This is a genomic window from Streptomyces sp. NPDC002130 (genome assembly GCF_040296465.1).
Lineage (GTDB): Bacteria > Actinomycetota > Actinomycetes > Streptomycetales > Streptomycetaceae > Streptomyces.
Genome location: NZ_JBEOXI010000001.1, coordinates 47,061 through 58,738 on the forward strand (window position 1 = coordinate 47,061; position 11,678 = coordinate 58,738).

The following is an 11,678-nucleotide window of genomic DNA, read 5'->3' on the forward strand; positions in this document are numbered from 1 at the left end:
TAGCGGAGGCCAAGGCCGTGAACCGCGCGTGTGGGGGAGTGCATGTATGAGGGCCTTCTGCGGACAAGACGAAGGGGTCAAGGCGTGATGGCGCACCGACTTGGCCCGGTGGGCGGTGTTCAGCTCCTTGTGCACAGGCGGTTCGCTGGGGCTCGCCTGGCTCAGTCCCGTCGTGCCGTTGTGGAGCCCGGTTCGTGGGGTGGCCCTGCTCCTCGCCTGGATCGTGCTGCCGCTGGCATCGGTTCTCGTGCCGGTGCTGATGTTGCGGAGGGTTCCTCGCAAGCAGAGGAAAGTCGCCTGGCAATCTGTCGTGCCCGTCGTCGCGGGGGTCGCGTTGGGCATGTTCGGTAACGGGGGCGGTGATCAGGTTGCCCTGGCGGAGCGGGGTGAGTGGGCCGACGTCGAGGTCGTGCGCAAGGACAGCGCCAAGACCAATTCCTGTGACCTGCGGACAGTCGGCGGTCGTGTGATCTCACCCTCGCTCAGGGAAGGCGGAGGGTGCAGGAACCCGGTGGAGGTGGGCGACACGCTGCGTGTCCGGTTCGACCCGGCAGGAGTTGCCAGCCCGACCAGCGATGTGGAGCAGAGCTCAAACGCCGTCTTCCTCGCGGTTCTCTTCGTCCTCGCCGTCGCGATGGGCACCTGGGGAGGTGTGCGGCAGAGCCGGTGGGACAGGGAATACATCCCTGGGTGAGTGGACGGACGTGCTCAGAACATCGCTTCCTTCGGCACATCTGTGACCTGTGCCTGGACAAGGCCGCACGGGACGAGACTCCGGCTCGAACCTGTCCGCCGGCTGCCAGCGCCTCGACGGTGCCGAGGCGCTGGCCTTCGTACGGCAGCGCAAGCAGGAGTGCACAGGGCGATCTGGGCCGCCCCCGCAACCAGCAGAGATTCCTCGCCGCTCTCGCCCGCAAGGCAGCCGCCCCGTCCGACCTGCGCACCTCCAAGGGCAGCGCCGTGAAGTGGGACGAGCGGCGGGCCCGCGCCCTGTTCACGGCCCTGCGGGAGGACCGGTCACCTGGCTGATCAGGGGGGGGGCGGCGCGGGCCCCGCGGGCGACCCTGGGTTCACCGCTCCGGTGAATCCCGGCTCACTTCGCGAGCTTGGAGTTCTGCGCCCTCACCACGTTCGCGGGCATCTTGGCGTCGCTGGGCCGCGTGCTGTCGGCGATGGCGAAGCCGTTCACCGAGAAGTAGACGGCGAGCACGTCGCCGTTGCGGACGGCTTCGGTGTGCAGGGTGTGGGTGATGCCCTGGAACGTCATCGTGGAGCGGAAGGCGACGGCGCCGGTCGTCGTGCCCTTCTCGGCGGTGACCGACTCGTAGACCGTGGTGTTCTTGCCCGCCTTCGCGGTGAACCCGTCCGCGCACTCCGGTACGGCCTTCGCCAACTCTGCCAGCGCCGACTCGGCCTCGGCCGCCGGCTCGTACAAGGCGAGAGTGATGTACGTGCTCGCCTTGCCGTAGCCCGCCCCGGCACTGCGTGTGAGGTCGGCCTGCGGTTCGCCGAGCGGGAGTTGGTTCATCGCGTAGGCCAGCGGAGCGCAGCCGGACCTGTCGACCGTGACCTCGTCCGAGGACTTGGCGAAGGCGTACTCGGCTTCCGGCTCGGACACGTTGTGGCCGGGCAGGTCGCCCTTCGTCACGATGACCTTCGCCAGCCGCTGTGCCGGAGTGATCTGCTTGGCTTTCGGCGCCGACGGCGAAGCAGAAGGCGTGGCCTCACCGCCCGAGCAGGCGGTCAGTGCGGAGGTCAGGGCCAGGACGGAGACGACGGCCAGGGCGGCGCGCTTCAATGGGGGGCTCCTCGGTCGCTGATTCGAGCGAAGATCATGGCATGGCGGCTCGGGGGGCTGGGTCGCGCGCTACGGGAGCCGGTCGTGACCGTTCCCGCCAGTACGGCGGAGTCGCCGTCGAGGGCGTCGCCTTGGTGAGGGGCGTCCGCGACGCGCTGCCCGGCGCTCGGGGCATCGCCGTCCGCGGCGGTGGCGGGGCAGCCCGGGCGAATGGCGAATCACCCCGCAGACTCCCCCCACTACGTCGCCTGATCTCGGTACCCCCAAGAGTGCGGCGACGCTCAAGGCCATCACCCTCGCGAGGGCATGACCGTGGGGCGTCTCACTCCGACTTCGTGAGTGAATCGTGCAGGCATCATGGCCGGTAGGTGACGAACCCGGCGGTCGGCCCGGGCTGTTGGGGGTGGTGGCGATTCGCTGGCGCACAGGTGAGGGTGCCATGTGGGGTCGGTCCCAGCCGGGTTGAGCGGGGGCGACGTTGCAGATGGATAACAGGCCGCAGCCTGCGGCCCATGGGGCCGGACGCGCCTTGAGGGGCTTATGTGCGGCTGATACGGTGCGATGGCTTGACACTCACCCCCAGTGCTGGCTATTCGCCCAGGTCGGGCGAGTACGTCCGGCCCGTCCCGTACCTTTCCGTGCGGGTCGACGCGGGTGAAGTGTCCGAATTTGAAGGCACATGACAGACATCTTCTTGGGTGTACGGGGAGCGGTTGCGTGAAGATCCAAGAGCGTACGGGGGCGGGCGCAGGTCGTTCTGCCGCTCCGGCTCAGCCGTCGATCGGCGACCGGCTTCCCACCCCGCCTCGCGAGCGCAAACCGGCACTGGCCGCACTCGCCGTGCTGCTCATCCTGGTGGGTGCGCTGGGCGCGACCATGCTCGTTCTGCAGGCTGGTGACCGCATCGAGGTCGTCAAGGTGACGAAGGAGATCCAGGCCGGGGAGGCCGTCACCAAAGACAACGCGACGTCGGTGATGGTCGCCGCCGATGACAGCATCAACTACGTCAAGTGGTCCCAGCTGGACACGCTCAAGACGCTCAAGGCCAAAACGACGATCTACCCCGACACGGTAGTGATGGGCCAGATGTTCGCCAAGAAGGCGAGCCTGCCCGCCGGCAAGGCCGCCGTCGGACTCGCCCTCAAGGAGGGCACGTACCCCGCGGACATCAAGGCCGGCGACATCGTGTCCGCCTACCGCGTCGGCTCCACCGGCTCCGGTTCGAGCAACTCCGAGGGCAACAGCGCTTCCAGCGGCACCTCCTCCGGTGGCGCCCTCGTCGACAACGCGCGCGTGAACGGCGTCGAGGCGGACGACGACGCCACCGTGAGCACGGGCAACCTGTCGCTCACCCTCCTCGTCGATCAGGCCGACGCGGCCGCGCTCGCCTCCGCGGCGGCCGCGAACGAAGTCGCCATCGTGCACGTCCCCGGCAACTAGAAGGCGGCACCCGACCCATGGCGCTCATCGCTCTCGCCGCCGACAAGGGTTCCCCCGGCGTCACCACCGCGGCCGTCGCCCTCGCGGCGGTCTGGCCGCGGCGTGTCCTGCTCGCCGAGGCGGACCCGGCGGGCGGTGACCTCGTCTACCGCAGTGCCGCCGCGCACGGCGGACCGCTCAACCCCAACACCGGCATGCTGTCCATCGCCGCCACCGCACGCCGCGGCCTCGTGCCCGACCAGCTCTGGGACCACGTACAGCCGCTGAGCGGCGGGCTCGAGGTCCTCGTCGGGCTCGGGATCGCCGAACAGGCCGCCGGGCTGGCGGGGTTGTGGCCGACCCTCGGGCACGCTTTCAACTCCCTCGCCGACTCCCCGCACGCCGCCGCCGACGTCATAGCCGACTGCGGACGCATCAGTGGCGACACCCCGGCCGTCGAACTCTTCCCGCACGCCGCGCTCGTGCTGCTCGTCTCGCGCACCGAGCCCGAGGCCATCGCCCGTGTCCGTGACCGCGCCGCCGCCCTCGCGGGCAAGCTGCACGGCGGATCGCGTGGCGTCGCGAGTCTCGGCACTCCGATGATCGGCGTCGTCCTGATCGCCGACACCGGCACCGCCGGCAAGCTCGCCTCGCAGGTCAACGACATGCTGGTGCACGCCCAGACCGGTGCCCGCGTGGTCGGGACCATCGCCGACGACCCGGCCGGCGCCGACCAGCTGGCCGGCCGTAAGCGCGGCCGTCTCGACAAGTCGCTGCTGATCCGCTCGGCCCGCAAGGTCGCCGCCGACCTCTACCAGCAGTACGGCGCCGCCTGGGCCGCCTCGGCGCAGGCCGACCAGGCCCGCCACGCCCCGCACGGTCCGGGCCAGATGCAGGGCCACGCGGGGGCCGGCGCATGACCGCTGTCGACCACCAGTTGGTCAAGCGGTTCCGCCAGGACGCCGGCGACCGCATCGCCGAGCAGCGCCGGCAGGACCAGGTCGCGGGCGTCACGCCGATGTCCGCGGAGGACGAACGGCAGTACGCCCGTGCCGTCATAGCCCAGATCCTGGAGGAGTACGCCCGCGCCGAGATCAACGCGGGCCGTACGCCGCTGGACGCCGAGACCGAGGAGCAGTACGCGGCCGCCGTGCACGCCGCGCTGTTCGGCGTCGGCCGGCTCCAGCCGCTGCTGGACAACCCCGAGGTCGAGAACATCGACATCAACGGCTGCGACCAGGTGTTCATCGGGTACGCCGACGGCCGCGAGGTGCAGGGCGACCCCGTCGCCGAGACCGACGAGGAGCTCATCGAGCTCATCCAGGTGCTGGGTGCCTACTCGGGTCTGTCCTCGCGTCCCTTCGACTCCGCCAACCCGCAGCTCGACCTGCGCCTGCCCGACGGTTCGCGTCTGTCGGCCGTCATGGACGTCACCCGGCGCCCCGCGCTGTCCATCCGCCGGGCGCGCATGGGCAAGGTGTTCATCTCCGACCTCGTCGGCAACGGCACACTGTCGCCCGAGGTCGCCCACTTCATGGCCTGCGCGGTCCGCGCCCGCAAGAACATCATGATCGCCGGCGCGACCAACGCCGGTAAGACCACGCTCCTTCGGGCCCTCGCCAACGAGATTCCGCCGCACGAGCGCCTCATCACCGTCGAACGGGCCCTGGAGCTCGGCCTCGACACCTTCCCCGACCTGCACCCCAACGTCGTCGCGTTCGAGGAGCGCCTGCCCAACTCCGAGGGCCAGGGCACCATTTCGATGGCGGAACTGGTGCGACGCTCGCTGCGTATGAACCCCTCCCGCGTCATCGTGGGTGAGGTCCTCGGCGACGAGATCGTCACCATGCTCAACGCGATGTCACAGGGCAACGACGGCTCCCTGTCCACGATCCACGCCAACAGCTCGCACGAGGTCTTCAACCGTATTTCCACCTACGCGCTGCAGGCCACGGAACGGCTGCCCATCGAGGCCAGCCAGATGCTGATCGCGGGCGCGGTCAACTTCGTCGTCTTCATCCAGCGACGCAACAACTACGGCAACGGCGGCCGCCTCCAGCGCATGGTCACCTCGGTCCGCGAGGTCAACGGCGTCGACGGACGCGTGCTGTCGAGCGAGGTGTTCGCGGAGGCCCCCGACGGCCGGATCGTGCCGCACGCCCCCATAGCCTGCCTGGAGGAACTGATGGCACACGGCTACCGGCCGACCGGGACCTGGGGGTGAGCCGGGGATGACCACGAATCTCGCGGCAATCGGCTCGCTCGGCGCCATGGGCGGCCTGTTCTCCACCACCGTCCTGTACTCGATAGGCAGCGGTGTCGCCGTCGGAGGCGGGCTCGCCCTGCTCCTCATCGCGATCCGCGGGCTGCCCGCCAAGCCCGACCACGAGAAGCAGAAGGCCGCCGAGCGGGCGAGCGAACTGATCCGCTTCGCCGGGCAACGCGGCTCGCTCGCCGCCATCGTCGGCCTGGTCGTCCTCGTCCTGACCCGCTGGGCCGTCGCGGGCATCGCGGCCGGTGTCCTCGTCTTCTTCTGGGACCGCCTGTTCGGCGGGGCCGGCGAGGAGCGGGCCGCCATGCGCCGCGTGGAGGCCCTGGCCTCCTGGACGGAGTCCCTGCGCGACACCATCGCCGGCGCCGTGGGCCTGGAGCAGGCCATCCCGGCCTCCGCCCGCGCCGCGGCCCCCGTCCTGCGGCCCCACCTCGACGCCCTCGTCGACCGGCTGCGCGCCCGCACCCCGCTGCCCGAGGCGCTCCAGCAGCTCGCCGACGAGATCGACGACGCGTCCGCCGACATCATCGTCGCGGCCCTCATCCTCAACGCCCGGCTGCGCGGCCCGGGTCTGCGCCAAGTGCTGGGCGCCCTGGCCAAGTCGGCCCGCGAGGAGGTCGACATGCGCCAGCGGGTCATGGCCCAGCGCGCCTCGACCCGCAGGTCGGTTCAGATCGTCGTCGCGGTCTCCATCGCCTTCGTGCTCGGCCTGTCCATCTTCAACCGCGACTTCGTGGCGCCGTACGGAACGGCCGTCGGGCAGCTCGTCCTGGCCTGTGTCTGCGGCCTGTTCGCGCTCGGCTTCTGGTGGCTGCGCAAGCTGTCCACCATCGAGACGCCCGAGCGCTTCCTCGTCCGCGACGAGGCATCCGTCCAGTTCGTCCGCCCGAGGACGCCGTCGGGGGCGCAGTCGCAGCAGCGGCTGCCGCAGGAAGAGGGGGCACGCTGATGGATCTCACGATGCCGCTCGTCGTGGGCGCCGTCATCGGCCTGGGCATCTACGCCCTCGTCCGTGCCCTCATGCCCAGCAAGCGCAGCGCGATCTCGCAGGTCGCGCGGATCGACGCGATGCGCGCCCGCGGCTCGGCCTACGAGTCGGCCCGGGTCGAGCGGGAGAAGGGCCGCCTGGGCGCGCTGCGCGCGGAAGTGGGCCTGCGCGTCTCGGAGTTCTACCTCCAGCAGGGCTGGGAGCAGCGCTCGCTGCGCGCGGATCTGGCGGTGCTGGACCGCAGCTGGGAGAAGTTCCTGGCGACGAAGGTGCTGCTGGGTGTGGCCGGCCTGTTCTTCGGTCCGTTCCTGTTCGCCATCGTCTACACCCTGGGCTTCGGCAGGAGCCCGATCATCCCGGTCTGGCTGGCGCTGCTCTTCGCGGTCGTCTTCTTCTTCCTGCCCGACCTGGAGGTACGGCGGGACGCCGCCGAGAAGCGGCGCGACCTGCGGCGCGTGATCGGTGCCTACCTCGACCTGGTGTCGATGAGCCTCGCCGGCGGACGCGGGCTGCCCGAGGCGCTGATGGCCGCGGCCGAGGTCTCCGACGGCTGGGCCAACCAGCGCATCCGCAACGCCCTGTCCGACGCCCGCATCACCGGCGTCAGCCAGTGGCAGGCACTCGGCGCGCTCGGCGAGGAGATCGGCGTTGAGGAGCTGAAGGACCTCTCCGCCTCCCTGGCCCTGGTCGCGGACGACGGTGCCAAGGTCCGCGAGTCCCTCGCCTCCCGCGCCGAGACCATGCGCCACCGTGAACTCGCCGAGATCGAGGGCAGCGCGGGCGAGAAGTCCCAGTCGATGCTCGTGGCGCAGCTGCTGCTGTGCGCCGGGTTCCTGGTGTTCCTGATCTTTCCGGCGGCGATGCGGGTGTTCCAGGTGCAGTGAGCCGTGCATGAGCCTTGCGTTGAGCTCGCAGTGAGCGACCTTCACAACTCCAGAACCTCCGTGACCTGATTTCGAAAGGACAAGACGTCATGAACGGACGTAACTTCCACACCGGCATTCCCGCCGTGGACTTCCTCGTCACCTTCCTCCAGGCGCGCACCGAGCGGGCCCGCTCGGGCGAGCTGGACCGCGGTGCCTCCGCGGTCGAGTGGGTCATCATCTCCGCGGTCGTCGTGGCGATCGTGGGTGTCGTGGCCGCCATCATCAACGCCGCGCTCAGCGAGGGCGCCAACAAGGTCGGCGACTGCATCAAGGGTGCGGACGCGGGCAAGACCTGCTGATCGCCTCAAGAGCATCTGGAGCAGGAGCAACGGGGTTCACGGGGATGCCGGCAGACGTCAGCAGACGGGTACGCCGCTGGGCGCGGGCCGCACGGGAACGGGCGGCCACCCGCGGCGATTCAGGCATGACCGCGATCGAGTTCGTGCTGCTCACCCCGGTCCTGTTCTTCATGATCTTCGCTACGGTGCAGTTCGCCCTGTACTTCTTCGCGGATCACGTCGCCCAGGCGGCGGCCCAGGCCGGAGCCCGCAAGGCCCGTGCCACGGCCGACGAACAGCCGGGCGCGTGGCGGGGCGAGGCGCGGGACGTGGTGGACAGCTACATCCAGCAGCTGGGACCGCAGTTGGTGCTGTCCCCGGACGTGACGATGCTGCAGCCGGAGCAGAACACCGTGGGCGTGGAGATCGCGGCCCGGGTCCCGACGGTGTTTCCCGGGCTGGATCTGACGGTGCACGCCCAGTCGGCGGGGCCGGTGGAGCGTTTCGTGCAGGAAGAGGGCAACTGAATGTCCGTCCCTTCCCTCCCCGAGGACCGCTGGTCCGCGGACGACAGTGGCCTGTCCACCGTCGAAGTCGTGATCCTCGCACCGGTGATGATCCTGTTCATCCTGGTCCTGGTGGCCTTCGGCCAGCTCGTGGACGGCCGGGGAGCGCTCGACGGCGCGGCCAGGGACGCGGCCCGCGCGGGTTCGATCCAGAAGGACCACGCGACGGCCATGGCCGAGGCCAAGAAGGCCGCCGAGGCCAACCTGGCGGACGTCTGCTCGGGACCGGTGAACGTCACGCAGACCAGCCAGGGCTTCGAACCGGACACCATCTTCACGGTAGAGGTGAGCTGCCAGGTGCGGGGTCTGGCCATGCTCGGCCTCGACGTTCCGACGACGCTGTCGGCGAGCTTCAGCTCCCCGCTCGACCCGTTCCGGAGGTCGGTGTGAGGCACCTCCGGTGCTCCTGGCTGTCGTGGTGGACGGCCCGTGGCGCGCGTCTGGACGACCGCGGCTCCGGTGCCGGCGCGGTCATCATCTTCACGCTGGTCTTCCTCTCGCTGTCCGCGTTCGTCATCGACGGCGGCCTGTCCATCTCCAAGCGGGAACGCGCCGCCGACATCGCCGAACAGGCCGCCCGCTACGCGGCCCAGGACATCGACCGCGACGCCCTCTACGAGAACGAGGGCGGCCCCGCCCCCATCAACTTCGAGAACTGCAACGCCCGCGTGAAGGCGTTCGCCCGCGAGATGGACATGACGGGCGCGGACATCGGCGCGACCCACTGCGTGGCGGCGAACGCCGAGCAGGTCGAGGTCGAGGTGCAGCTCACGTACTCCCCGGTCTTCACGGGAATGTTCTACGGCGGTGACGTGGTGGTCCACGGGCAGGCGGTGGCGGAGAACGAGGTCGGCTGAGCCGATCCCGATCCCGAACATCCCGCGAATCTGCACACCGTTCACTGTGAGGCCGGGATGGAGTGGGGAAGCAGCCCGGCCCGAACCGTTTTCCGTGCCGCGGACCGCATTCCTGTATCGCGAAACGGCAGAAGGTGTGAAGGCCGCGAGGCCCCCGGTGACCGAATGGTCACACCGATGAATTCACTCCCTCCTTTCCGTCCGCTTTCCCATCCGCGGACTGGGCACTGACTGGCCGCCCCTACTCCGGCGTGCTTTGATCGGTCGCGCTCGAGCAATTGAAGTGAATGAAACGAAGGGAACCGCCCCCCATGGCCTTCACCCCGCAGATCGAGACCGCCCAGATGTCCGACGCCGAGCTGGACACCATCGCCGGCGGCCAGGCGGGCGGTGCCACCGCGGGTGCCGGCGCCGCTGCCGGTCTCTACGTCGAGACCACGGCCGCGGGCCTCACCACCGGCGTCGGCGGCGGCGTGGGCCTCTCCGTCTCGCCGCAGGGCATCGCGGCGGACCTGCACCTCAACGCGGCCGTCGCTCACTGACGAACGCATGAAAAGGCCCCGGGACTTCGAACCCGGGGCCTTTTCACTGACGGCCTGCGCCTGACGATCATGGGCACGAGCGTGCGGTGCGTCAGCGGTTGATCGACTGGATCTCCTGGACGTTCATGTCCTGGGTGGTCTCGAAGGTGCCGTCGGGGAGGTCGCCGTCGGTGCCGTCGGATCCTTGCCAGGTGATCTTCCAGGTGATGCTGGCGGAGAGCTGGTAGGGGGTGCCGTCGGTGGCGCGCAGGTAGCGGATGCCGCACGGTGGGGTCGTGTCGGCGTTGTCCTTGGCGTACGGCGTGCCGATGGAACCGTCGTCGTTGATCGCGCAGTCGCCGGAGGCGGGGAAGATCTCGGCGTCCTCGGTGCCCGGGTCCAGGTGGAGCGCGACCGGCTTGGCGGTGGTCTCCGCCCACAGGCCCGTACCGGGGAGTTCCGCGCGGACCTTGACCTCCTTGAAGGTGCCCTTGTCGAGCCAGGCCCAGGTCGGGAGGTTCACCGTCGACCTGGCCGCCGGTTTCAGCTCCACCTCGGTCTCGGGGACCTTGACCTTGTCGTAGGCGTACTCGGCGAGGATCTTCGGGGTGGGTGCCTTCGGCACGTCGGGGATCTCGCCCGCGTCCTGCCAGAACATCAGCCGGCTGCACAGGGACGTGTCGTCGAGTCCGGTCACGTTGGGCGCGACTCCTCGCCAGAAGTAGCCCTTCTTGCCGAGGTTGTAGTTCTTGTACCCCTTCACGGTCGCCGGCTTCGTGAAGATGGTGGTGGCGTCCTTCTCGTCCCGGAAGTGGTCGGTCCAGAGCTTCGACCCGTACCAGCCGTCACGCAGACCGACATCGCCGCTGCCGTCGTTCTCCGAGAAGTTCTTCAGCTGCTCAGGGGTGAAGACGGGCTCGTACCAGCACGGCGGCGGCTTCCAGTTCACGTCCGTCGAAGCGACGGTGCCCTGCTTGCCGCCGGTGGGGCCGCTGGTCTGGGTGACCTTGATGCGGGAGTGCGAGGCTGAGGCGGACAGTTCACCGCTGTCGTTGGAGCCGCCTCGCACGCCGCTTCCCATGCCTCCGAACGCGCCGGCCGGCGACGAGCTCAGAAGTGCCACGACAAGGGACGTGGTGATCAGGGGTATTGCTCGGTACGGCGCCCTCACCTGGAGCACTTCCCTCGTTCGCCGCGCACCGACGAGTTCTGCCACACGCCCTGCTCGCTCTTCGCCAGGGAGACCGAGTAGCGGACGTAGGGGTTGGTGCCCGCAGGATTCCCCTCGACCTTGTTGGTCTTGCGGTTCCTGGTCTTCGCGTCGGTCTCGTCCGTGCAGTAGGTGAGCGAGGCTCCCCTGCCGTTCTCGGCCATGACGAGCTTGGGGTCGAAGGCGGGCAGCTCACCGATGACGGTGAGGTCCTTGTCCGTGTAGGACTTGATCCACTCCTTGGTCAGCCCGCGGATTCCTTTGGTGTCGTAGAAGGTCACGGCTGCGCTGTCCGGGTCGTTCGCGATGATCGCCGCGTATCCGGCCCGGACCTCTTCCTTGGCGTCGTCGAGCACGGCCTGCTCCTCGGGATCGCTGCTCGTCCAGTTCTCGAAGGTCAGCTGGAAGCTGCTGGGGAGCTTGATGACCGGGCGCTTCACGCCGGGTGTCGTGGACGACTTCGAGGCCGTTGGGCTGGGTGAGCTGTTGTCCGCGCCCTTGATGTCGTCCGATGCCGAGTCGTCGCCCCCGCCACAGGCGGTCAGAAGCAGCGCCGCCGCCGTGGCGAACGCTGCGGCAGTCGTGGTCAGTGCGCGGCGGGCCACAGTTGATCTCCCCGTTGTTTCGGTGTACGCGACAGGGAACGAAGCTATCAGGGGTGGATCACGGCTCCATGGGAGGCAGTGGGGGATTGTGTGGGGAAGGTGAGGAGTGTGGCGTGGCGGTTGCGAACAGTGCGTTTCACGCCTGGGGAGCGGTGAAGTCGCTGCCTGCGTCGAGGGGGCTTCGGCTGAGCAGGGCGACGATCCTCCGCGCACCGGACGGCGAACTGGCCCGACGAGT

General features: G+C 69.4%; 14 protein-coding genes and 1 pseudogene. 12 read left to right on the forward strand and 3 right to left on the reverse strand.

The genetic code is table 11. From position 1 onward, the window contains the following. The first annotated feature begins 199 nt into the window (after nucleotides 1–199). Nucleotides 200–694, forward strand: coding sequence for a hypothetical protein (locus ABT116_RS00230; protein ID WP_351625592.1), 495 nt, complete (start codon nucleotides 200–202; stop codon nucleotides 692–694). A 44-nt stretch (nucleotides 695–738) separates the two neighbouring features. Continuing rightward, a pseudogene (locus tag ABT116_RS00235) lies at nucleotides 739–1,029 on the forward strand (LCP family glycopolymer transferase); the annotation flags it as partial. Nucleotides 1,030–1,093: 64 nt separating this feature from the next. Here the strand turns inward: ABT116_RS00235 and ABT116_RS00240 are convergent. Continuing rightward, a complete protein-coding gene (locus ABT116_RS00240; RefSeq protein WP_351625597.1) occupies nucleotides 1,094–1,798 on the reverse strand; it encodes a hypothetical protein in 705 nt (234 codons plus the stop codon). A gap of 717 nt (nucleotides 1,799–2,515) precedes the next feature. Between ABT116_RS00240 and ABT116_RS00245 the strand changes: the two genes are divergently transcribed. From ABT116_RS00245 to ABT116_RS00290, 10 genes are all read left to right on the forward strand, one after another. Then, a complete protein-coding gene (locus tag ABT116_RS00245; RefSeq protein WP_351625599.1) occupies nucleotides 2,516–3,238 on the forward strand; it encodes a hypothetical protein in 723 nt (240 codons plus the stop codon). 17 nt (nucleotides 3,239–3,255) lie between these two features. Next, a complete protein-coding gene (locus tag ABT116_RS00250) occupies nucleotides 3,256–4,137 on the forward strand; it encodes a hypothetical protein (protein ID WP_351625600.1) in 882 nt (293 codons plus the stop codon). After that, nucleotides 4,134–5,441 carry a TadA family conjugal transfer-associated ATPase gene (locus tag ABT116_RS00255; protein WP_351625602.1) on the forward strand — a complete coding sequence of 436 codons (1,308 nt, stop codon included), beginning with the start codon at nucleotides 4,134–4,136 and terminating at the stop codon, nucleotides 5,439–5,441. The genes ABT116_RS00250 and ABT116_RS00255 overlap by 4 nt, the downstream gene beginning before the upstream one ends. A gap of 7 nt (nucleotides 5,442–5,448) precedes the next feature. Next, entirely contained in the window at nucleotides 5,449–6,438 is a 990-nt protein-coding gene (locus ABT116_RS00260; protein WP_502983797.1) for a type II secretion system F family protein, read from the forward strand. After that, complete coding sequence (locus ABT116_RS00265) at nucleotides 6,438–7,361, forward strand: type II secretion system F family protein (RefSeq protein ID WP_033309076.1); 924 nt, start codon at nucleotides 6,438–6,440, stop codon at nucleotides 7,359–7,361. Before ABT116_RS00260 ends, ABT116_RS00265 begins: the two co-directional genes overlap by 1 nt. A gap of 89 nt (nucleotides 7,362–7,450) precedes the next feature. Next, nucleotides 7,451–7,702 carry a hypothetical protein gene (locus ABT116_RS00270; protein WP_010041603.1) on the forward strand — a complete coding sequence of 84 codons (252 nt, stop codon included), beginning with the start codon at nucleotides 7,451–7,453 and terminating at the stop codon, nucleotides 7,700–7,702. 44 nt (nucleotides 7,703–7,746) lie between these two features. Further along, a complete protein-coding gene (locus ABT116_RS00275) occupies nucleotides 7,747–8,208 on the forward strand; it encodes a TadE family protein (protein ID WP_351625606.1) in 462 nt (153 codons plus the stop codon). Then, nucleotides 8,209–8,637: a TadE/TadG family type IV pilus assembly protein gene (locus ABT116_RS00280; protein ID WP_351625607.1), complete on the forward strand. Its 429-nt coding sequence runs from the start codon at nucleotides 8,209–8,211 to the stop codon at nucleotides 8,635–8,637. After that, nucleotides 8,634–9,104, forward strand: coding sequence for a pilus assembly protein TadG-related protein (locus ABT116_RS00285; RefSeq protein ID WP_351625609.1), 471 nt, complete (start codon nucleotides 8,634–8,636; stop codon nucleotides 9,102–9,104). Before ABT116_RS00280 ends, ABT116_RS00285 begins: the two co-directional genes overlap by 4 nt. A 311-nt stretch (nucleotides 9,105–9,415) precedes the next feature. Then, nucleotides 9,416–9,646: a hypothetical protein gene (locus ABT116_RS00290; protein ID WP_351625611.1), complete on the forward strand. Its 231-nt coding sequence runs from the start codon at nucleotides 9,416–9,418 to the stop codon at nucleotides 9,644–9,646. Between the two features lie 91 nt (nucleotides 9,647–9,737). On the opposite strand, the gene ABT116_RS00295 is transcribed toward ABT116_RS00290, so the two are convergent. Together ABT116_RS00295 and ABT116_RS00300 are read right to left on the reverse strand one after the other, a co-directional pair. Beyond that, nucleotides 9,738–10,706, reverse strand: coding sequence for a hypothetical protein (locus ABT116_RS00295; RefSeq protein ID WP_351625686.1), 969 nt, complete (start codon nucleotides 10,704–10,706; stop codon nucleotides 9,738–9,740). A gap of 86 nt (nucleotides 10,707–10,792) precedes the next feature. Further along, a complete protein-coding gene (locus ABT116_RS00300; RefSeq protein ID WP_351625614.1) occupies nucleotides 10,793–11,440 on the reverse strand; it encodes a hypothetical protein in 648 nt (215 codons plus the stop codon). Between the last annotated feature and the right edge of the window lie 238 nt (nucleotides 11,441–11,678).